Origin of the sequence: Rhodococcus sp. 15-2388-1-1a (genome assembly GCF_002259145.1) — a bacterium.
Lineage (GTDB): Bacteria > Actinomycetota > Actinomycetes > Mycobacteriales > Mycobacteriaceae > Rhodococcoides.
This window is the reverse complement of sequence record NZ_NPFP01000032.1, coordinates 70600-92519: the sequence shown is the minus strand read 5'-3', so window position 1 is coordinate 92519 and position 21920 is coordinate 70600. Positions and strand designations below refer to the sequence as shown.

The 21920-nt window shown below is 65.5% G+C and carries 18 protein-coding genes and 1 pseudogene; 11 read left to right on the top strand and 8 right to left on the bottom strand.

All coding sequences use genetic code 11. The features are described from left to right. Nucleotides 1-14: 14 nt before the first annotated feature. The 6 genes from ndk to proB all read left to right on the top strand — a co-directional run bounded on the left by ndk (nt 15) and on the right by proB (nt 8000). Nucleotides 15-428 (top strand): nucleoside-diphosphate kinase, encoded by a 414-nt coding sequence (ndk, locus tag CH302_RS18680; protein ID WP_032394582.1) that lies wholly within the window; start codon nt 15-17, stop codon nt 426-428. A 503-nt stretch (nt 429-931) separates the two neighbouring features. After that, nucleotides 932-4363: a translation initiation factor IF-2 N-terminal domain-containing protein gene (locus CH302_RS18675; RefSeq protein ID WP_037193602.1), complete on the top strand. Its 3432-nt coding sequence runs from the start codon at nt 932-934 to the stop codon at nt 4361-4363. 234 nt (nt 4364-4597) lie between these two features. Continuing rightward, a complete protein-coding gene (rplU, locus tag CH302_RS18670) occupies nt 4598-4909 on the top strand; it encodes a 50S ribosomal protein L21 (protein ID WP_032394581.1) in 312 nt (103 codons plus the stop codon). A gap of 59 nt (nt 4910-4968) precedes the next feature. Further along, the gene (gene rpmA, locus CH302_RS18665) at nt 4969-5232 is read left to right on the top strand and encodes a 50S ribosomal protein L27 (RefSeq protein ID WP_032379202.1); all 264 of its coding nucleotides are present in this window, start codon (nt 4969-4971) and stop codon (nt 5230-5232) included. Nucleotides 5233-5406: 174 nt separating this feature from the next. After that, nucleotides 5407-6858: a GTPase ObgE gene (gene obgE / locus CH302_RS18660; RefSeq protein ID WP_037193128.1), complete on the top strand. Its 1452-nt coding sequence runs from the start codon at nt 5407-5409 to the stop codon at nt 6856-6858. A gap of 2 nt (nt 6859-6860) precedes the next feature. Further along, nucleotides 6861-8000 carry a glutamate 5-kinase gene (gene proB / locus CH302_RS18655; RefSeq protein ID WP_170945984.1) on the top strand — a complete coding sequence of 380 codons (1140 nt, stop codon included), beginning with the start codon at nt 6861-6863 and terminating at the stop codon, nt 7998-8000. Here the strand turns inward: proB and CH302_RS18650 are convergent. The 5 genes and pseudogenes from CH302_RS18650 to CH302_RS18635 all read right to left on the bottom strand — a co-directional run bounded on the left by CH302_RS18650 (nt 7973) and on the right by CH302_RS18635 (nt 13502). Then, complete coding sequence (locus tag CH302_RS18650; RefSeq protein WP_037193597.1) at nt 7973-8839, bottom strand: Sir2 family NAD-dependent protein deacetylase; 867 nt, start codon at nt 8837-8839, stop codon at nt 7973-7975. The genes proB and CH302_RS18650 overlap by 28 nt on opposite strands. A gap of 103 nt (nt 8840-8942) precedes the next feature. Next, complete coding sequence (locus CH302_RS18645; RefSeq protein ID WP_032379201.1) at nt 8943-9341, bottom strand: ectoine synthase; 399 nt, start codon at nt 9339-9341, stop codon at nt 8943-8945. A 40-nt stretch (nt 9342-9381) separates the two neighbouring features. Next, nucleotides 9382-10641 (bottom strand): diaminobutyrate--2-oxoglutarate transaminase, encoded by a 1260-nt coding sequence (gene ectB, locus CH302_RS18640; RefSeq protein ID WP_037193595.1) that lies wholly within the window; start codon nt 10639-10641, stop codon nt 9382-9384. 66 nt (nt 10642-10707) lie between these two features. Further along, a pseudogene (gene ectA / locus CH302_RS30650) lies at nt 10708-11208 on the bottom strand (diaminobutyrate acetyltransferase); the annotation flags it as partial. A gap of 176 nt (nt 11209-11384) precedes the next feature. Next, nucleotides 11385-13502, bottom strand: a complete 2118-nt coding sequence (locus tag CH302_RS18635) for a RecQ family ATP-dependent DNA helicase (RefSeq protein WP_037193126.1) — start codon at nt 13500-13502, stop codon at nt 11385-11387. Nucleotides 13503-13609: 107 nt separating this feature from the next. On the opposite strand from CH302_RS18635, the gene crcB (CH302_RS18630) reads away from it, so the two are divergent. Both crcB (CH302_RS18630) and crcB (CH302_RS18625) read left to right on the top strand, forming a co-directional pair. After that, nucleotides 13610-14029: a fluoride efflux transporter CrcB gene (gene crcB, locus CH302_RS18630; protein ID WP_052047906.1), complete on the top strand. Its 420-nt coding sequence runs from the start codon at nt 13610-13612 to the stop codon at nt 14027-14029. Further along, nucleotides 14026-14400 carry a fluoride efflux transporter CrcB gene (crcB, locus tag CH302_RS18625; RefSeq protein WP_037193122.1) on the top strand — a complete coding sequence of 125 codons (375 nt, stop codon included), beginning with the start codon at nt 14026-14028 and terminating at the stop codon, nt 14398-14400. Before crcB (CH302_RS18630) ends, crcB (CH302_RS18625) begins: the two co-directional genes overlap by 4 nt. Before the next feature lie 22 nt (nt 14401-14422). Here the strand turns inward: crcB (CH302_RS18625) and CH302_RS18620 are convergent, their stop codons facing one another. Genes CH302_RS18620 through CH302_RS18610 form a run of 3 tightly spaced genes read right to left on the bottom strand, consistent with a single transcriptional unit; the run spans nt 14423 to nt 16122 of the window. Beyond that, nucleotides 14423-14827: a VOC family protein gene (locus CH302_RS18620; protein ID WP_037193120.1), complete on the bottom strand. Its 405-nt coding sequence runs from the start codon at nt 14825-14827 to the stop codon at nt 14423-14425. A 9-nt stretch (nt 14828-14836) separates the two neighbouring features. Further along, a complete protein-coding gene (locus CH302_RS18615; RefSeq protein WP_037193118.1) occupies nt 14837-15298 on the bottom strand; it encodes a helix-turn-helix transcriptional regulator in 462 nt (153 codons plus the stop codon). Then, entirely contained in the window at nt 15295-16122 is an 828-nt protein-coding gene (locus CH302_RS18610; RefSeq protein WP_052047905.1) for a ribokinase, read from the bottom strand. Before CH302_RS18610 ends, CH302_RS18615 begins: the two co-directional genes overlap by 4 nt. Nucleotides 16123-16260: 138 nt before the next feature. Here CH302_RS18610 and CH302_RS18605 point away from each other — a divergent pair, with 138 nt between their 5' ends. The 3 genes from CH302_RS18605 to CH302_RS18595 are packed head-to-tail and all read left to right on the top strand — an operon-like array spanning nt 16261 to nt 21907. Further along, a complete protein-coding gene (locus CH302_RS18605; protein ID WP_037193116.1) occupies nt 16261-17526 on the top strand; it encodes an aspartate aminotransferase family protein in 1266 nt (421 codons plus the stop codon). Continuing rightward, nucleotides 17523-20435: an FAD-binding and (Fe-S)-binding domain-containing protein gene (locus tag CH302_RS18600; protein ID WP_082323740.1), complete on the top strand. Its 2913-nt coding sequence runs from the start codon at nt 17523-17525 to the stop codon at nt 20433-20435. The genes CH302_RS18605 and CH302_RS18600 overlap by 4 nt, the downstream gene beginning before the upstream one ends. Next, a complete protein-coding gene (locus CH302_RS18595) occupies nt 20432-21907 on the top strand; it encodes an NAD-dependent succinate-semialdehyde dehydrogenase (protein ID WP_037193114.1) in 1476 nt (491 codons plus the stop codon). Before CH302_RS18600 ends, CH302_RS18595 begins: the two co-directional genes overlap by 4 nt. Nucleotides 21908-21920: the final 13 nt, after the last annotated feature.

Sequence of the window (21920 nt, the reverse complement as noted above, 5' to 3'; positions counted from 1 at the left end):
TTAGTGTCGTCGACGTGACCGACCGCACCCTTGTACTGATCAAGCCCGACGGAGTTGCCCGGCGTTACGTAGGAGAGATCCTCGGCCGCGTGGAGAAGAAGGGTCTGAGCATCGTCGCACTCGAGCTCAAGACCGTCTCCCGCGAATTGGCCTCGGCTCACTATGCGGAGCACGAGAGCAAGCCGTTCTTCCCCGAACTCCTCGAGTTCATCACGTCCGGACCGGTGGTGGCCGCGGTACTCGAAGGCCCCCGCGCCATCGCTGCGTTCCGCCAGATCGCAGGCGGCACCGATCCCGTGGCCAAGGCGGTTCCCGGCACCATCCGCGGTGACCTCGCGCTGGACGGTCAGCAGAACCTGGTACACGGATCGGATTCCGTGGAATCGGCCGAGCGCGAGATCGCACTCTGGTTCCCCGGTCTCGCCTGACCGTTCCACCCTCGACAGAAAAAGCAGCGTTCTCGTCGTCACGCCGCATCCGCTCGGAACCCGATCGGTGCGGCGTGGCGAGTACGCATCACAGCGTGTGGGATACTCGACAACAGATCGACTCCACGTCGCCAGTAGGTACAGGTTTCACGCTCCACCCGAAGCCCAGGCTTCACCGAAGTTCGCTAGACCGGTGTCGTGGATTCGATCGGATGACTGTCGTCTATCCGCTGCCCGTCATCGCAGATGCTCGAACGAGAGACAGGCTCGTTCGCGTTCTTGCTTGATGATCAGGCGCTCGGATCGCCGGTACACCACCATCCAGCCAGGCACTGCACACGCTGTCGTCGACCATCGAGAACTATGAAGTGGTCATCGGCTCGGGTGCGGAGCGAGACCGAACAGCTGACGTCCAACCCGACGTGAGTACACAAGGATTGCCCTCGCGTGGCCGCGTCACACCCGAAGTCGGATGGACGCGCCCGGGGGCCCGAGGAGACTACGTGGCCGATCAAAGCCCGCCCGAAGATGTACAGAACGCAAACGCAGATCGTACGGAGCCCTCCGGCGCGGTGTCGTCTGCGGAAACCGACACGGTGTCGTCGGTACAACCCGACACCATCGAGCTGCCGACCAGGCTGCGTGTTCACGCACTGGCCAAGATTCTGGGTGTCACCAGCAAACAGTTGCTGGTCACCCTCGGTGAGCTCGGCATCGAAGCGCGCAGTGCTCAGTCGAGCCTGAGCCGTGACGTTGCGGAGTCCGTTCGCGATTCGGTCAACGCCCCCGCAGCGCCGACGGTCGATTCGTCGATTGCCGAGCCGACTCCGGTGCCCGATGCCGATGAGCCCGCAGGCGAGCTTCCGTGGTCCGAGCCGCAGCTGTTCACCAACGCGCCGGCTCCGGAGCAGCAGGCTGCCGAGCCCGACGCAACGGCCGACCAGCCCACCGCGACGACGTTCGCCACCCCACTGTTTCTGCAGCCCGCCGCCGTGGATGCCCCGGCAACGGAATCGACCGAATCACCGACCGAGCCCCCGGCTCGGCGTCGCCGCAGCCGCAAGGCCGCGCCCAAGGACGAGGTCGCGAACACCGAGAGCAGCGCTGACACCGACAGCAGCGAGTCCGCAGTGACGCCGGAGACCGGTGCGCCGGAGATCTCTGCCGTCTCGACCGACCGGTCCTCCTCTTCCGAGGCCGACGAGTCGGCCGCGGCCGAGAGCTCGACCGACGGTGACGGCGACGACGATCAATCTCAGCCTCGACGCCGTCGTCGTGGCCGCCGTGGCCGCGGCCGTGGTCGCGGCGAGCAGTCCTCGGACGAGAACTCGAACGACGACAACTCGAACGACGAGAACTCGAACGACGATTCCGGAGACGGCTCCGACACCGAAGAGTCGACCGAGGCGGACTCGAACGGCAGCGCAGACTCGGACGAGTCCTCGTCAAGTGACGAGCAGCAGTCGAACTCGGGACGACGTTCGCGTCGATCACGCACTCGCAGCCGTACCTCGGACCGGCAGAACTCGGATTCGTCCGACTCCTCCGACGACAGCCGCACCGCAGACTCCTCGGCCGAGGACGACGACGAGTCCGATTCGGGTGCCCAGGACAACTACGACGACTCCGACAACGGTGGTTCGGACGGGGACGGATCCAGCCGCCGTCGCCGTCGCCGTCGTCGGCGCAAGACCGGAGCCGAGGCCGCTGCCGAGGGCGCGTCGTCCGAGGACGATCCGCCCAACACGGTCGTGCACGAGCGCGAGCCGCGCAACAAGAGTCGGGCACCCCGGGACGAGGTTCAGGGAATCACGGGCTCGACGCGTCTCGAGGCCAAGCGTCAGCGCCGCCGCGACGGGCGCGATGCCGGCCGTCGTCGGCCGCCGATCCTCACCGAGTCCGAGTTCCTGGCGCGCCGCGAATCCGTGGACCGCGTCATGGTCGTGCGCGAGAAGGCGACACCGGATCACCCGCTGACCACACAGGTTGCCGTGCTCGAAGACGGCGTGTTGGTCGAGCATTTCGTCACCAGCAGTGCCACCGCGTCGATGGTCGGCAACGTCTACCTGGGCCGCGTTCAGAACGTGCTGCCCAGCATGGAAGCAGCGTTCATCGACATCGGCCGTGGCCGTAACGGTGTGCTGTACGCAGGCGAGGTCAACTGGGACGCCGCCGGTCTCGGCGGAAGCGCGCGCAAGATCGAGCAGGCCCTCAAGCCTGGCGATCAGGTTCTCGTCCAGGTCAGCAAGGACCCGGTGGGACACAAGGGTGCTCGCCTGACGACGCAGCTGTCGCTCGCCGGTCGCTTCCTCGTCTACGTGCCCGGTGGAAGCTCCACCGGCATCAGCCGCAAGCTGCCCGATACCGAGCGCAAGCGGCTCAAGGAGATCCTCCGCGACATCGTGCCTCCCGAGGCAGGCGTCATCATCCGCACCGCAGCGGAGGGCGTCAGCGAGGAAGAGCTCGCACGTGACGTGACTCGCCTGCAGGCGCAGTGGGCCAGCATCGAAGAACGCTCGGCCAACGCCGAAACCGGCAAGGGCGTGCAACCACAGACGCTGTACGAAGAGCCCGACATGCTGGTCAAGGTCATCCGAGACCTGTTCAACGAGGACTTCTCCAAGCTCGTCATCGAGGGCGACAAGGCATGGACGACGACGTCCAACTACGTCGAGACCGTGGCCCCGGACATGATGGAGCGGCTGCACCGATACGAGGCCGACGGCAGTTCGGTCGACGTCTTCGCTGCGCATCGCATCGACGAGCAGCTGGCCAAGGCTCTCGATCGCAAGGTCTGGCTGCCCTCGGGCGGCACCCTGGTGATCGATCGCACCGAGGCGATGACCGTCGTCGACGTCAACACCGGCAAGTTCACCGGTTCGGGCGGCAACCTCGAAGAGACGGTCACCCGCAACAACATCGAGGCGGCCGAGGAAGTCGTTCGCCAGATGCGTCTGCGAGACATCGGCGGCATGATCGTCGTCGACTTCATCGACATGGTGCTCGAGTCCAACCGCGATCTCGTACTGCGGCGACTCACCGAGTCCCTCGGACGCGACCGGACTCGCCATCAGGTCTCCGAGGTGACCTCGCTCGGACTGGTGCAGATGACCCGCAAGAAGCTCGGTACGGGGCTCGTCGAGGCGTTCTCCACCACGTGCGAGCACTGCCAGGGTCGCGGCATCGTCGTGCACCCGTTCCCCATCGACGCCAAGCCGGACAACGACGGCGGTCGGTCGAACTCGTCGCGTGCGGAGTCCAGCAACTCGGGGACGAGCAGCAGGCGTCGACGTGGCAAGGACAACAAGGCCGACGGCAACGACCGGACGGACGGCAACGATCGGGCTTCCTCGAACGATCGGGCAGACGGACACGATCACCCCGTGGTCGATCCGTCGATCAAACGAGCGCATCCGGTGGCACTGGCCATGGCGGCGCATCACGACGACGTGGTGGCCGACGTCAGCCCCGCCGATGTCGAGACACAGGCACCGGCCGAAGCACCCGACGGCGACGCCGTGGTGACCGTGGTCTCCGCCGATGATGTACAGGTAGCGGCCGCAGCAGTGGCCGACGCGGAGACGAACGTCACGGCAGCCGACGAGGCCACCGAGACTCGGACCGATCAGCCCTCCGACGAGCCGTCGGTGCCGGTGGCACCGAAGGCTCGACGCGGACGGCGGGTGGCACGCAAGGCTGCCGCGCCCACCGGCACTGCGCCCGACGCGGGCATGGTCATCGTCGTACCTGCCACGGAGGATTCGGTGGACACCACGTCTTCCGACCAGCCCGGGGCTGCACCCGACGAGGCGTCGGCACCGCTCACGGCGGCGGCCGATCAGCCCGTGGAGCCGGTGGACGTGCCCGCAGCACGGCCTCGCAGACGGCGCGCAGCAGCGCGGCCTGCAGGTCCTCCGGTGGACATCGATGCCTAGCAGTTCAGGCAGTTTGACCCTGGCCGTCTCTCTGCCGTAACCTTGATAAGTCGCTCCCGGTGACACCGTTCTGCTGTGCCGTAGTGGTCCTGTAGGAAACAACGGTTCTCGAGCGGGTCGAGATGATCATCATCCCGGCCGGCCGATAGGGAGCAAGCAAACACGTTTTACCAGACCAGTCGTGTTGCCATGCGCAACGCGAGCAAGTTCGAAGAAGCAAGGGGTAGCCCTCCGATGGCAACGTACGCGATCGTCAAGACCGGCGGAAAGCAGTACAAGGTCGCTGTTGGTGACCTCGTCAAGGTCGAGAAGATCGAGGGAGCGCCCGGCACTGCTGTCTCGCTTGCTCCGGTCCTCGTCGTAGACGGATCCGACCTGACCACAGATGCAGACAAGCTGGCGAAGATCTCGGTCGCCGGTGAGATCGTCGAGCACACCAAGGGCCCGAAGATCCGCATTCACAAGTTCAAGAACAAGACCGGATACCACAAGCGTCAGGGACACAGGCAGAAGCTCACTGTCCTCAAGGTCACCGGCATCAAGTAACCAGGTCTTTCCAGACCCGCGTTCTTCCAAGCTGATTCACCCCGAGGAGGGTATGCAACATGGCACATAAGAAGGGTGCATCAAGCTCCCGTAACGGTCGCGACTCGAACGCTCAGCGCCTCGGTGTCAAGCGCTTCGGCGGCCAGACCGTAGGCGCAGGCGAGATCCTGGTTCGTCAGCGCGGCACGCACTTCCACCCCGGCGTCAACGTCGGCCGTGGCGGCGACGACACCTTGTTCGCACTGGCCCCGGGCGCAGTCGAATTCGGTGCCAAGCGCGGTCGCAAGACCGTGAACATCGTTCCGGTCGCTGTAGAGGCCTAGTCCTTCTGCAGCGCTCGCGCTCACGATGGCCGACGCGGCCGGGCAACTGCTCGAGTCGACCATCCAGGGCGTACGTTCACAGCTCCCGATAGGGGCGGACCAGGGTCATGAGACCGGTCCGCCCCTATCGTGTTTTTTCCCCGCTTTTTCTTTCAGAAAGGATCGAAGACAGCTATGTCACGATTCATCGACCGCGTGGTGCTGCACGTCAGCGCCGGCAAAGGTGGCAACGGCTGCTCTTCGGTTCACCGCGAAAAGTTCAAGCCTCTCGGTGGCCCGGACGGTGGTAACGGAGGACAGGGCGGCGGAGTCGTCTTCGTCGTCGACAGCAACGTCCACACCTTGCTCGACTTCCACTTCTCCAGCCATGCCAAGGCAGGCAACGGAACTCAGGGCATGGGTGGCAACCGTGAGGGTGCCAACGGCGAGGACCTGATTCTCAAGGTCCCCGACGGCACCGTCGTCCTGGACAAGAAGGGCAACGTGCTCGCCGACATGATCGGCGAGGGAACACGTTTCGATGCCGCTCCGGGCGGACGTGGTGGCCTCGGCAACGCTGCTCTCGCATCGAAGGCTCGGCGGGCACCGGGGTTCGCGCTACTCGGCGAAGAGGGTATCGAGCGCGAGCTCGTCCTCGAACTCAAGTCCGTCGCCGATGTGGGCCTCGTCGGTTTTCCGTCGGCCGGTAAGTCGTCGCTGGTCTCGGTGCTGTCCGCAGCGAAGCCGAAGATCGCCGATTACCCCTTCACCACACTGGTGCCCAACCTCGGAGTGGTCTCCAGCGGAGACACCACCTTCACCGTCGCCGACGTTCCCGGGTTGATCCCCGGAGCGAGCCAGGGCCGAGGTCTCGGTCTCGACTTCCTGCGTCACCTCGAACGCTGTGCCGTTCTCGCACACGTCGTCGACTGCGCCACACTGGATCCCGGCCGTGATCCGATCTCCGACGTCGACGCCCTCGAAGCCGAGTTGGCCGCCTACAAGCCGGCTCTGTCCGGGGATGCCAGCCTCGGCGATCTGGCCGATCGGCCCCGCATCGTGGTGTTGAACAAGGCCGACATTCCGGAGGGTGCCGAGCTCGCCGAGATGGTCACCGCCGAGTTCGAGTCCCGTGGCTGGCCCGTGTACACCATCTCTGCAGTGACGCGTGCCGGTCTCAAGCCGCTGACGTTCGCGTTGGCGAAGCTCGTCGAGGAGTACCGCACTGCGCATCCGGCTCCCGAGCCGCGGCGTCAGGTGCTGCGCCCGGTCGCTCGGAACGACGACAGCTTCAAGGTCGTCAAGGATCCGGACATCCCGGACGGCTTCATCGTTCGCGGAACCCGACCGGAGCGGTGGGTGCGCCAGACGCAGTTCACCAACGACGAGGCCGTCGGCTACCTCGCCGACCGTCTCGCGCGGCTCGGAGTCGAGGATGCGCTGATCAAGGCCGGCGCTCAGCCCGGTGCTTCGGTCACCATCGGCGACGTGTCGTTCGACTGGGAACCGCAGACTCCGGCCGGTGTCGAGATCACGATGACAGGCCGTGGTACCGATGCCCGTCTCGATCAGGTCGAGCGTATCGGCGCATCCGAACGCAAGCATGCCCGCCAGGTACGTCGCGGGCTCGATACCGAACAGGAGTAGACGTGGTGGCGGTGCGTGAATCCGATTCGCTCGCAGAGGCTCTCACCGATACCCGTCGCACGATCGCCGACGCCAAGCGTATCGTGGTCAAGATCGGTTCCTCGGCGCTCACCAGCCTCGACACCGGTCTGGATCTGGGTCGACTCGATCTGCTCGCCGACGCCATCGAATCGCGGATGCGTAGCGGCACCGACGTGGTGGTCGTGTCCTCCGGTGCGATCGGCGCAGGGATGGCACCGCTGGGCCTGACCAAGCGTCCACGAGACCTGGCGACCAAACAGGCCGCAGCGAGCGTGGGTCAGCTCGCTCTCGTTCATGCGTGGAGCTCGTCGTTCCACCGGTACGGGCGCACGGTCGGACAGGTTCTGCTGACAGCCGAGGACATCGCGCGGCGAACCAACCATCGCAATGCTCAGCGCACCCTCGACCGGCTGCGATCGCTCGGTGCCGTGGCCATCGTCAACGAGAACGACACGGTCGCCACCGCGGAGATCCGGTTCGGCGACAACGATCGCCTGGCTGCTCTGGTTGCCCACCTCGTCGGTGCGGATGCACTGTTCCTGCTCTCGGACGTGGACGGGTTGTACGACGGTGATCCCCGCAAGGGGAAGGCGACACTGATCCCGGAGGTGACCAGCCCCGAGGATCTCGACGGCGTCGTCGCCGGTTCGGGAGGAGCACTCGGCACCGGCGGAATGGCGTCCAAGCTGTCCGCTGCGCGTCTCGCGGCGGACGCGGGTGTTCCCGTCCTGCTGGCCGCGGCATCCGATGCTGCTCATGCGCTGACGACGTCCGCGGTGGGTACCGCTTTCGCGGCCCGGCCGACGCGGTTGTCGGCGCGCAAGTTCTGGGTCCGTCATGCCGCCGATGCTGCGGGAGAACTGCACCTCGACGCGGGGGCCGTACGTGCGGTGGTGGAGCGGCGACGATCGTTGTTGTCCGCCGGCATCACCTCGGTGACGGGATCCTTCCACGGCGGCGACGTGGTCTCGTTGGTCGACCACGTCGGCGTGCTGGTGGCTCGCGGAGTCGTCGCGTACGACTCGGGCGAGCTGGCCGGGATGCTCGGGCGGTCGACAGGGGAGTTGGCCGCGGAGCTACAGCGCCCGGTGGTTCACGCCGACGATCTGGTTCCGGCCTGATCGACGTCGTCGGCCAACGCGGTCGCCACCTCCGAGCAGCCGGCATGCACCGTGAGAGAAGCGAATTCGTCGCCGCGGGTGGTACCGCGGTTGACGATGACGATGGGCTTCGAAGTCTTGGACGCGTGCCTGACGAAACGCAAGCCCGACATCACGGTCAGCGAGGATCCGAGTACCAGCAGCGCGTCGCTTCGGTCGACGAGATCGTATGCCTCGGCCACGCGCGGTTTGGGCACGCTCTCACCGAAGTAGACGATATCGGGTTTCAGTATCCCCGAACATGATTCGCAGTCGACCATGCGAAAGTGCTCGGTCGAGGAAATGATCGCGTCGGCATCGGGGGCGATCTCGACGCCGTCCGCAGGCGCAACCGACTCGAGGAAGCCGGGGTTGGCACGATCGAGTCGCCGATCCAGCTCGAAACGCGAGATCAGTCGCTCGCAGCTCAGGCAGCGAACTCGGGCATAGACGCCGTGCAGGTCGATGACGTGTCGGCTGCCTGCCTTGGTGTGCAGCATGTCGACGTTCTGGGTGATGATGCCGGTGACGACGCCCGCCCGTTCGAGTCGGGCGAGTGCTCGGTGGCCCTCGTTGGGCACCGCCGCGTCCATGTGTCGCCACCCGACGTGGTTGCGTGCCCAGTAGTGCCGACGGAATTCGGCGTCACCGATGAACTGTTGGAACGTCATCGGGTTGCGCGGCGGTGACTGCGGACCGCGGTAATCGGGAATCCCGGAGTCGGTGGACATGCCTGCGCCGCTGACGACGGTGACGGTCCTGCCGTCGAGCAGGGAAGTCAGTTGCTCGTACAGGGCCGCGGACACAGGGGACGCATTCACTTCGTCCAGGGTAGCGACCCGTCGCCGGATGAGCACCGTACCGACGTCGACGGCCCGCACGGACGTGGATTACGTCGGTGCGGGCCGTGAGGACGTGCTGGTGTTACGCGGGTACCTCGACGAGGGGGTACACGCCGTTCTCGTCGTGCGTCTCGTTGCCGACGACGGGAGGATTGAACACGCAGAGCATGCGCATCTGAGTACGTGGCTCGACGGTGTGCCGCTCGTGCCCGTTGAGCAGGTACATCGATCCCGCACCGAGCTCGTAGGTCTCGCCGGTCTCACGGTCGGTGAGCGTTCCCTCGCCTTCGATCAGCCAGACGGCCTCGACATGGTTGGCGTAGTGGAAGTTGTTCACCGTGCCCGCTTGGATCGTGGTCTCGTGGAACGAGAATCCGACCTTGTCGCCGCCGAGAATGATTCTCTTGCTACGCCAGTTGCCGTCTTCGCTCGAGATGTCGCGGTCGGTGCCGGTGATCTCCTGCGTGGTACGAACGATCATTCGATGTCCTCCTTCGATATCGGTGCGTGCGAACGGGTCTCTAGGACAGGACCTTCGCAACGGCACTTTCGATGATGTCCAGGCCGCGATCGAGCTCGTCGATCGTTGTGGTCAACGGGGGAAGAAGCTTGACGACCTCGTCCTTCGGTCCTGCGGTTTCGACGAGCAGACGCTCGTCGTAGCACAGCTGAGACACCTTGCCCGCCAACTCGGCATCGTCGAACACCAGGGCTTGAACCATGCCGCGACCGCGGGTCGAGATGCCGTCGAACTCGGCGCACAGCTTGATGAATCGATCCTGGATGTGCTCGCCCTTGGCGAGGGTTTCCTTCTCGAACTTGTCGTCGGACCAGTAGTGGTCGATGGCTGCCTTCGCCGTGACGAACGACGGGTTGAAGCCGCGGAAGGTGCCGTTGTGCTCGCCCGGTGCCCAGACGTCCAGCTCGGGCTTGAACAGTGTCAGCGCCAGCGGCATGCCGTAGCCGCCGATGGACTTGGACAGCGTGACGATGTCCGGGGTGATGCCGGCTTCCTCGAACGAGAAGAACTGGCCGGTGCGTCCGCAGCCCATCTGCACGTCGTCGACGATCAACAGGATCTCACGTCGCGAGCACAGCTCGGCCAACGCGCGCAACCACTCCGGGCGCGCGACGTTGATTCCGCCCTCGCCCTGGATGGTCTCCACGATCACCGCGGCCGGACGGTTGAAGCCACTGCCCGAGTCGTCGAGAACGCGCTCGAACCACTGGAAGTCCTCGGTGACGCCGCCGAAGTAGTTGTCGTACGGCATCGGAGTGGTGTGCACCAATGGGATTCCGGCGCCAGCTCGCTTCATCGAGTTGCCGGTGACCGACAACGCGCCGAGTGTCATGCCGTGGAATGCGTTGGTGAAGTTGATGATCGCCTCGCGCCCGGTGACCTTGCGAGCGAGCTTGAGCGCTGCCTCGACGGTGTTGGTGCCCGTCGGTCCGGGGAACTGAACCTTGTAGTCCAGGCCGCGGGGGTCGAGGATGTTCTTCTTGAACGACTCGAGGAACTCGCGCTTGGCGACGGTGGACATGTCGAGACCGTGGGTGATGCCATCGCTGGTGATGTAATCGACCAGCGCGCTCTTGATCATGTCGTTGTTGTGGCCGTAGTTGAGTGCTCCTGCGCCACCGAAGAAGTCGAGGTAGTCGTTGCCGTTCTCGTCGGTGATGACCGAGTTCTTCGCGGTGGTGAACACGGCGGGCCACTGGCGGCTGTAGCTGCGCACGCCGGACTCGACGGTCTCGAATACATCGGGCTTCTCTGTTGTCACGGTGTTCTTTTCGGTCATGTTCTGCTTGTTCCTTTCGTAATTCCGCGACGCGTCGGGGCCTACTGTGTAGAGCTCCTCGGCTTCGTGGCTATCAGGGAAATCGTTGGGCGCGAACAAATCCGACCTGACGATATCGGTGCCTCGCTTGCGTGCGAGGCTCGTGAAGGTTGCGATCGACGCTTCGTTGTCCGGGCTGATCGTCGTTTCGAGATGCGTGATGCCCTGTGGCTCGAGGCGGTCGAGCAGCTCCATCAGCATGCGACCGGCAAGTCCCTTGCCACGCTGGTCCGCATCCACGGCGACCTGCCACACGAACAGTGTGCGCGGGGCGTCTTGGCGGATGTATCCGGTGACGAAACCGACTGCGCGGCCGTCGATGTCGGATACGACGGTGGTGGCCGCGAAATCACGGCACCACAACACGTACGAGTAGCTGGAATTGAGATCCAGAACTCGCGAATCTCTTGCGATCTCCCAGAGCCGGACTCCGTCGGAGATCTGTGGCTTACGAAACTTCACTGCGTCCGGCGCAGTGAGTGGGGTACCTCTCAGCAATGCGGGCTTCATAGGAAATACAAACGTAACAAGGTCGCCCAGGCATATCGAGTGCGCCGGGAAATCGACCCCGGAATCGGACATGCTTCCCCAGGTTAACCGCCGAATGTGAGGCTGGTCACGTTGTTGTTGCCCGGCAGGCTGTACCCGCAGCCGCGAAATTCAAACCACCCACTTCGGATCGACACCTATTTCGGTGTCGCCAGAGCGAACGGCAGTACCGCCTGGGCACCCGCAGATCTCAGAACCGACGTGGCGCAGGTGAATGTCCACCCGGTATCGGTCACCAGATCGATCAACAGAATCGGCCCTGTCACGGACGATACGTCCGGAACGTCCCACGAGTCCACCAGCCCGGCGACCCGAAACGCCGAATTGGCGGCCGATACCGGCGGGTGACCGGGCCTGACCTGCATCACCCCGAGATCCTGCAATTTGCCGACGGATGCCAAACGCGCGGCGATCGACCGCACCAGGAGCGGATGAGTAGGGGAGTCGAGAGCCAGAACTGCAGTGGGCCTCTGCTTCCAATCCCAGTTGGCGAGCACGTTGATGCACGCCTTCTCGAGCGCGTCCGTGGCCGGAGCATCGGGTGCATCGAGCAAGGTACGCAATCGGCTGCCCCAGCCCAGATCGGTGAGCCGGCCCAGTACGCGCCCGGGTTCGTGGGGATCGGCAATCTTGCCCGAGAGCGAGACGCCCAGCTTCTTCATCCCGCTGGGCCACTGCTTTCTGGGCTGCAGATCTATACCCGGCCGATCCAGTCGTGCCCTCGCCGAGTCGACCGAGGCCGCATCCACCGATGCCGACAAGTGCTCACCCGTGCAGTTGTCGCACCGCCCGCATCTGTCGGACTCGCTACCGGGTGCGCCCAGATCCGGGTCGTCGAGTTGCCTCCGCAGGAACTCCATCCGGCAGCCGTCGGTGCCCTGGTAGTCGATCATGGCCTGCTGTTCGCGGTCTCTGGCCTCTTCGAGACGCTCGTAGCGGGCCGCGTCGTACGTCCATTGCTCGCCGGTCGCCATCCAACCGCCACGAACGCGTCTGACTGCGCCGTCGACGTCGAGAACCTTCAGCACCATCTCGAGCCTGCTGCGACCCAGCTCGACGAGAGGTTCCAGCGCCTGGGTCGACTGGGCCTTGTCGGTGTTCAAGGCATCGATGACCTGCCGCACCAAATGCTCGCGGGGGAATGCGACGGACGCGAAGTAGCTCCAGATCTGCCGATCCTCGTGACCGGGAAGCAGCACCACATCGGCTCGCTCGGTTGCGCGTCCGGCTCGGCCGACCTGCTGGTAGTACGAAATAGGAGACGACGGTGCCCCCATGTGCACGACGAAGCCGAGATCTGGCTTGTCGAAGCCCATGCCCAGTGCGGACGTCGCGACCAGGGCCTTGACGCGGTTGGCCAGCAGGTCACCCTCGAGCGATTCGCGCTCGGTCGGGTCCGTCTGCCCGGTGTACGACGCCACGACGTGGCCCTGGTCGGTGAGCAGCGCCGCGAGGTCCTTGGCCGCCGAGACGGTCAGCGTGTAGATGATCCCCGACCCGGGCAGCGTCTTCAGGTGATCGCCGAGCCACGCCGCCCGTTCGGTGGCGTTGTCGATCTTCACCACCGCCATGCGCAGAGAGTCGCGTGCGAGCCCACCGCGCAGTACGAGCGTGTCGCCGCCGCCGACACCCAGCTGCGCCGCGACATCGTCCACCACGCGGTCGTTCGCCGTCGCCGTGGTCGCGAGTACCGGGATACCGTCGCGCAGCTCGGCGATCAGGGTTCTGATACGTCGGTAGTCGGGTCGAAAGTCGTGGCCCCAGTCGGAGACACAGTGAGCTTCGTCGACCACGACGAGGCCGGCGTCCCCGGCCAGGGACGGCAACACCTGATCGCGGAAATCGGGATTGTTCAATCGCTCCGGACTGACCAGCAGCACGTCGAGTTCACCGGAGTTGACCTGCTGATGAATGTCGTCCCATTCGGTCATGTTTCCGGAGTTGATGGTGGCCGCTCGGACACCTGCCCGCTCGGCGGAGGCAACCTGGTTGCGCATCAGCGCCAACAGTGGCGAGACGATCACGGTCGGACCCAGGCCCTGCGCGCGCAGCAGCTTCGCCGCGATGAAGTAGACCGCCGACTTGCCCCAACCGGTCCGCTGGACCACCAGCGCCCGCCGCCGGTGCACCACGAGGGCCTCGATGGCCGTCCACTGGTCTTCCCGCAGCACCGCATCGGGGCCGGCGAGTTCGCGCAACAACTCCTCGGCGCTCTCGCGCAAGTTCCCGGTCGTGGGCTCCGTGGTCGTTGTCATAGGCTCCATCGTGCAGCAAGCATCCGACATCAACCGCGGCCCGGTCGGAAACGGTCGGGCCCTGCAGCCCGAGAGGATCAGCGTTGGTCGATCCCGATTCCGATTCGATGCCGGCCGACCAGGGACCCGTGCACCGTCACCTGTGGGCACTGGCAGTGGTGTTCGCAGGCGGAGCGGTGGGTACGGCGGTCCGCTACGTGATCGAGGAGCAACTGCCGCATTCTGCATCGCAGTGGCCGACGGCGACCTTCGGGATCAACATCGCAGGCGCATTCGTGCTGGGCCTGCTGCTCGAGTCGCTGGTTCGCGGCGGGCCCGATGCAGGAGTCAGGCGCAGGCTGCGGTTGCTGCTCGGTACCGGTTTCTGCGGCGCGTTCACCACGTACAGCACCTTCGCCCTCGAGACCGTGGACGGGATTCGGGGTGGGTTCACCGGGCTCGCAATGGCCTACGCCGTGGTCAGCGTGATTCTCGGAATACTTGCGGCCTGGGCTGGAATCGCTTTGGCGGGCAAGGTGATTCGATGATCGCGCTGTGGCTTGCGGCGGCCGGCGGGTTGGGATCAGTCTTTCGCTTCTTCGTCGATGCGGAAGTGAAGTCACGTCTCGCGGCACGGACGAGCTTTCCCTGGGCGACGGTCGGCATCAACGTGTCCGGCTCGTTCCTGCTGGGCGTGCTGGCCGGATGGGTGATGTTCCGAGCCGGCTCCACCGATGTTCAAGCCGTCATCGGCACCGGGTTCTGCGGCGGGTACACCACCTTCAGCACGGCGAGTGTCGAGACCGTGCGGTTGCTACAGCAGGGGCGTCGACGCGATGCCGCCGTGAACGTGACAGTCACCGTGCTCGCGTCCGTACTCGCGTGCGCAGGCGGCCTGGCGCTCGCGTCGTCGATGTAGGACGGTCGATTCGAGGACGAGTTCACGCCTGACTGACGCGCACCATGTTGCCGGCGGGGTCACGGAATGCGGCGTCGCGCGCACCCCACGGCTGACTCGTCGGCTCCTGCAGAACCTCGGCGGTGCCCGACGCGCGGATTCTCTCGAAGGCCGCGTCGAGGTCGTCGGCACGAAACAACAGGCCCGGAAGCTCACCCTTGGCGAGCAGGGCTGCGATCTGATCGCCGAGTTCCTGCGAACGGCCCGCGTGGGGCTGCGACAGTACGATCTCGATCTCGGGTTGATCGTCGGGAGACAGAGTGATCCAGCGGTAGCCGTCGTTGGCGACTTCGCTCTTGACCTCCAATCCCAGGGCATCGCGGTAGAACGCCAACGAGGCATCGGGGTCGGCGGTGTAGACGTGTACGTGGCTCAGTGAAAGATTCATGGGGAAAGGCTAGGACGCCCCGGCCGTCGACGCTTCTTCGATTCTGCTCGGTTCGGTGGCGGTGACGCTGCTGCCCCGCATCGGACGCCCCAGAATCATGGCCGTACACGTCGGGACCGCCTGACTGTCACGGTGGTCGCGGGCGCGGTACGCGCTCGGTGTCTCGCCGACGATCTCGGTGAACCGGGAACTGAACGATCCGAGACTGGTACAGCCCACCGCGAAGCACGCCTCGGTGACTGTCACATCGCCGCGGCGCAGCAGGGCCTTGGCGCGTTCGATCCGTCGAGTCATCAGATGTGCGTAGGGCGTCTCACCGTAGGCCTCGCGGAAGCGGCGACCGAAGTGGGCGGTGGACATCAGTGCCGTGCGGGCCAGAGTCGGGACGTCGAGTGGCTCGGCGAACTCGCGATCCATCCGGTCGCGCGCACGGCGCAGAAGTCGGAGCTCCTCGAGGTCGGGGGCGTTCATCCTGCGGCCGCATCTCGCAGTGCATCGATGTCGTCGCGAGTACCCGAGGACGTGCTCGCACCCGGTCTCGTCGCGGCGAAAGAGCCCGCAACGCAGGCCCATTCGACGGCCTCACGCGGGCCGTCGAACCAGGATGCGGCCAGTGCTCCGGCAAATGCGTCGCCGGCCCCGGTGGTGTCGACGGCGTCGACGCGCGGAGCGGGGACCTCGAACGACTCCGGGCCGCGGTATCGAGCGCCTCTGGCTCCGAGTGTGGTGATCACGTGCGTCACGTCGTTCACGCTGTGTCCGAGACGGGTTTCCTCGGCTTCGTTGACCACGAGCACGTCGGTGGCCGCCACCAGGGCGTCGGGCAGATCCTGAACCGGTGACGGGTTCAGCATCGTCACCACGCCCCGAGAGCGTGCGTACTCGAATGCGGTCACCACGGTGTCGAGCGGAATTTCCAACTGACACAACAGGATATCGGCGTCGGAGATGAGGGCGAGATCGTCGTCGGTGAGGTTTCGGACGCGTTCGTTGGCCCCGGGGACGACGACGATGCTGTTCTCGGCGTGATCGTCGACGGTGATGGCGGCGATTCCGCTCGAACCTGCCGCCGTGCGCAGCGCGCGGTCGTCCACGCCCGCGCTCGACAGTGTCCGTCGCAGTGTCACACCGAATTCGTCGTCGCCGACCGCTCCGATGAACGACACCGACACGCCGGCTTTGGCGGCGGCGATGGCCTGATTGGAGCCCTTGCCGCCCGGTGAGGTGGTGAACGATGTGCCCAGCACTGTTTCGCCGGGATCGGGCAGGGAGGGCGTCCGGGTGATCAGGTCCATGTTGATGCTGCCGAGAACGACGATGCGGGGGTTCGGTGCGGACACCGACGAACTGTATCGCTCCGACGGTTGCACCCGACTCGAACTGCCAATTGCAGATTGTTGACAATCTAAATTCGGTGAGTGACGATGACAGGCATGACAGCGTCGACTCGCACTCACCTCAGCCCGGCACTCAAGCAGGCGACCCCGATCGTCGTCGATCACGGAAAGGGCAGCTGGATCATCGGCACGGACGGGCGCAAGTACCTCGACTTCACCACCGGTATCGGCGTCACCAGTACCGGGCACTGCCATCCCCGTGTGGTCGAGGCCGCCCGCGAGCAGGTGGGCAAGATCATCCACGCGCAGTACACGACCGTCATGCATCAGCCACTTCTGGCGCTGACCGACAAGCTCGGCGAGGTGCTGCCCGCGGGGCTGGACAGCGTGTTCTATGCCAATTCCGGCTCGGAGGCCGTCGAGGCATCGATTCGGTTGGCGCGCATGGCGACCGGACGGCCGAACATCATCGCGTTCCACGGGGGATTCCACGGACGCACGGTGGCGGCCGCGTCGTTGACCACCGCGGGCACCAAGTTTCGCTCCGGATTCTCACCGATCATGGGCGGTGTGCACATCGCGCCGTTCCCGTACGCCTTCCGGTACGGCTGGGACATGGACACCGCAGTCGCTTTCGCGCTCAAGGAACTCGACTACCTGCTGATGACGATGTCCAGTCCCGCCGATACCGCTGCGTTCATCATCGAACCGGTACTCGGTGACGGTGGTTACCTGCCCACGCCTCCGGCTTTCCTCGAGGGACTCCGCGAACGGGCGGACACCCACGGGATCGTCCTCATCGTCGACGAGGTTCAGGCCGGCGTCGGACGCACCGGGAAGTTCTGGGGCCACCAGCATTCGACGATCACGCCCGACATCGTCATCACCGCAAAGGGCCTTGCCAGTGGTTTTCCGATCTCGGCTATCGCGGCATCGACCGAGCTGATGGGAAAGGCGTGGCCCGGATCGCAGGGCGGCACGTACGGCGGCAATGCCGTCGCCGCTGCGGCGGGTGTCGCGACGCTCGACGTCGTGCGTGAGGAAGGTCTGGTCGACAACGCTGCCGCGCAGGGCCGAGTTCTGCTCGACGGCCTGCTGGCACTGAAGTCCGAGCACTCTGCCATCGGTGATGCACGTGGACTCGGCTTGATGCAGGCACTCGAATTCGTCGACAGCGCAGGCAATCCCGATGCTGCGGCGGCCCTGCGCGTGCAACAGGGTGCGATCGACGAGGGGTTGTTGCTGCTCACCTGCGGCGCGCTCGGCAACGTGGTCCGGATCATTCCCGCGCTGATCGTGAACGACGACGAGATGCGGCAGGGCCTCGACGCGTTGTCGCGCACGCTGAAGAACGTGCTGTGACGTCTGCTTCCGTTCGGTCTCCCGTCTCCGCACTCGTGCAGCGAGTGCAGGAGTTGGGCATCGAGATCGACGACTCGTCCCGGCGGCTCGCCGAGTACTCCTACGACGCCTCGAACTACCGAATTCCGCCTGCGGCCGTGGTCTTCCCACGCAGCGCCGACGACGTCGTCGCAGTGATGTCGCTGTGCGGGGCCGCTGGAGTCGCAGTCATCGGCCGCGGCGGCGGAACGTCCATGGCGGGCAACGCGATCGGCCGTGGAATCGTGCTCGACTTCTCCCGCCACATGAATCGCGTGATCTCGGTGGACACCGACTCGCGGACGGCGGTGGTGGAACCGGGAATCGTGATCTCGGAGTTGCAACGTGAGCTGGTGGCCCGGACGTCGGGGTCGTTCACATTCGCGCCCGACCCGTCCAGCAAGACACGCGCGACGGTAGGCGGGGCTGTCGGCAACGACGCGTGCGGCAATCACTCGGTGCGCTACGGACGAACAGCCGACCACACGGTGGCCATGGACGTGGTCACCGCCGACGGGCACCTTCTTCGCGTGACCCGTAGCGGTGTGGAGGCAGTGCATTCGGATGATTCGGCAGCAACCGATGCCGCCGAACGTATCTCGCGCGAATTGCACTCGCTTGCGGCGGACAACCTCGCTCTCTTCAGAGTCGAACTGGGCCGCATACCGCGACAGGTGTCCGGTTTTCACCTGTCGCATCTGTTGCCCGAGAACGGATTCGACGTCGCCCGTGCACTCGTCGGAAGCGAGGGCACGTGCGCGGTGATCGTCTCGGTCACCGTTGCCGTCGTGCCCGTTCCGTCGGCTGCACTGTTGCTCTGCCTCGGCTACGACGACGTGGTCGCTGCGGCGGCCGACGTGACGGCCATACTCGAGTTCTCGCCTGCTGCGGTGGAGGGTATCGACGACAACATCGCCCAGACGATGGAGTATCGGCGCGGACCGGACTCCGTCCGCGGGCTGCCGGCCGGGAACGCGTGGCTCTACGTCGACCTCGACGGAGCCGATACCGCCGAGGTGGAGAACAAGGCCGCCCGTCTGCTCGAGGCGCTCGGTCGTCTCGGACGCGTGAAGGAAGGCCGTATCGTCACCGACCCGGCCGATCGAACAGCGCTGTGGCGAGTACGCGAAGACGGTGCAGGCCTGGCGACCCGCCTGTCGAGCGGGGTGGAGTCCTGGGGTGGCTGGGAGGACGCGGCGGTCGCACCCGAGAACCTGTCCGCCTATCTCGCCGACCTCAACGTGCTTCTGGCCGAACATGATCTGACCGGCGTGATGTACGGACACTTCGGTGCCGGCTGCATGCACGTGCGCATCACGTTCGATCAGCGTACGGACGCCGGGCGACGGGTGATGTACGACTTCCTGCGCGCCGCCGCGCGTGTGGTCGTCAAGCACGGCGGCAGCCTGTCCGGCGAGCACGGCGACGGCAGGGCTCGTTCGGAACTGCTGCCGGTGATGTACTCACCCCGCATGCTCGACGCGTTCGCGCGGTTCAAGCGCATCTGGGATCCCCGCGGGATTCTCAACCCGGGGTCGATCACCGATCCGGAACCGATGATGGACAACCTCATGCTGCAGGGCATCCCGCAGCGGGAATGGAAGACGACCTTCGATCTGCACCAGATCGGAACCCGGGCGGATCTGGATCCGTTCGTGCACGCGACTCAGTCGTGTGTCGGCGTCGGCAAGTGCCGCACAGCGTCGGGAGGCGTCATGTGCCCCAGTTTCCGCGCGACCGGCGACGAGAAGGATTCGACGCGGGGCCGGGCGCGAGTGCTGCAGGAGATGGTGCGCAGCTCGCCGACCGTTGCCGACGGATGGGCCTCGAAAGACGTGGCCGAATCGCTCGATCTGTGCCTGTCCTGCAAGGCCTGTTCGTCGGATTGTCCGGTCGGAGTTGACATGGCGACGTACAAGTCCGAATTCCTCGATCATCACTATGCGGGGCGACTGCGACCGCTCTCGCACTATTCGCTCGGCTGGTTGCCCCGCTGGCTGAAGGTGACGCAGCGAACGGCACCGCTGCTCAACCGTCTGCTCACCCCGCGCATCGCGGCACTGGCGGCTCGACTCGGTGGGCTGACCACCGAGCGGCCGTTGCCGCGCTTCGCGTCGGCGAAGGAACTGGCTCACGAAATCAGGATCGGCGGAGGCCGCGCCGCCGACGTGGTGTTGGTCGTCGACACGTTCACTCAGGGCTTTCGCCCCGAGGTCGCGGGCGCGGCGCAACGCGTGCTCGAGGATTCCGGCCGCAGCACCGAATGCCGGACCGACGTGTGCTGTGGTCTGACCTGGATTTCGACGGGCCAGCTGAAGGCCGCCCGCAAGCACCTCACGAAAGCCGTTGCCGCACTGGACGACGGCACCGACCGACCGATCGTGGTCACCGAACCGAGCTGCGCGGCGGCGTTCCGCAAGGACATGCCGGAGCTGGTTCCCACTGCGGCCGCGAGACGGGTCGCCGCGCGGGTACAGAGTTTCGCCGGCGCGGTGATCGATCAGGCCGCCGCCGGGTGGGTGCCCTCGGCCGAGGTTCCCGATTCGGTGACAGTACAGACCCACTGCCACGAATACGCGGTGTTCGGCAACGCCACCCAACGCACGGCATTGGCGGCCGTCGGTATCGAGGCGGTGCGCGAGGCCACCGGGTGCTGCGGCGTGGCAGGCAATTTCGGCTTCGAGTCTCGGCACTACGAGCTCAGCATGGCCGTCGCAGAACAGGCCCTGGCGCCTGCACTGCGTGATGCCGAGCCAGACAGTCCGATTCTGACCGACGGATTCTCCTGCCACATGCAGGTGCGTCAACTCACCGGTGACCTGACCAGCGATGCGTCCGTACACCTGGCGCAGATACTCGATCCACGTTCGACGAAAGGACCGCGGACATGACCGCCAGTTCGACCACCGGCCTCACTCGCCCCACCATCACTGCTCCGACCGAACTGTTCATCGGAGGCGAGTGGACAGCCGCAGCATCCGATGCCCGGTTCGATGTCATCGATCCCGCCAGCGGCGAGGTCATCGCCGGCGTCGCCGACGGCAGCATCGACGATGCCGAGAAGGCCATGGCCGCAGCGGTCGACGCCGCCGCCGACTGGGCCGCGATGCCGCCGCGTGCGCGCAGCGAAATCCTCCGCACAGCATACGAATTGATCATGGCGCGGTCGGAGGAGCTCGCTGCGATCATCACCGCGGAAATGGGAAAGCCGCTGGCCGACGCTCGTGGTGAGGTGGCGTACGGAGCCGAGTTCTTTCGCTGGTTCTCCGAGGAGGCGGTCCGCATCTCGGGCGATCACACCCTCACCGGAGACGGGAAGAACCGGATCGTGGTCACCCGCGCACCGGTGGGACCGTGCATCCTCGTCACTCCGTGGAACTTCCCGCTGGCCATGGGAACTCGCAAGATCGGCCCGGCACTGGCCGCAGGCTGCACCGTGGTGTTCAAGCCGGCCGAGCAGACGCCGCTGACAGCACTGGCTCTGGCGGGAATCCTGCACGACGCGGGGGTCCCGGCGGGAGTGGTCAATGTCGTGACCACCACCGATGCGTCGGGTGTCGTGGGCTCGTGGATGAGCAGCGGGGCGGCCCGCAAGATCAGCTTCACCGGATCGACTGCGGTGGGCAAGATTCTGCTGGAACAGGCTGCATCGACGGTGATGCGTACCTCGATGGAGCTCGGCGGCAACGCACCCTTCATCGTCATGGACGATGCAGATCTCGCACGCGCCGTGGACGGTGCGATGGTCGCCAAGATGCGCAACATGGGTGAGGCATGCACCGCCGCCAACCGATTCTTCGTACATCGAAGTGTGACAGCGCAGTTCGCGGACAAGCTCGCCGAGCGCATGGGTGCGTTGTCGGTGGGGGCCGGTAGTGCGCACGGTACCGAGGTGGGTCCGCTGATCGACGACGCAGGCCGCACCAAGGTGCAGACACTCGTCGACGACGCCCTGGGGCGCGGTGCGCGTGCGATCGTCGGGGGAGTGGCCCCGGACGGACCCGGATACTTCTACCCGCCGACGGTCCTCACGGACGTCGATTCGGCGTCGGATCTGATGTCACAGGAAATCTTCGGACCGGTGGCAGCAATCGTCCCGTTCGATACCGAGGACGAGGTGATCGCCCTCGCGAACGACACCGAATGGGGACTCGTCGGATATGTCTTCACCCAGGACATCGACCGGGCTCTGCGGATGGGGGAGCGCCTCGAGGTGGGCATGGTCGGCCTCAACACGGGTCTGGTGTCCAATCCGGCTGCGCCGTTCGGTGGCGTCAAACAGTCCGGACTGGGCCGTGAGGGCGGAAAAGTCGGCATAGACGAGTTTCTGGAGTACAAATACTTCGCCATTCCCCGAGGCTGAGAGAGGTTTTCGA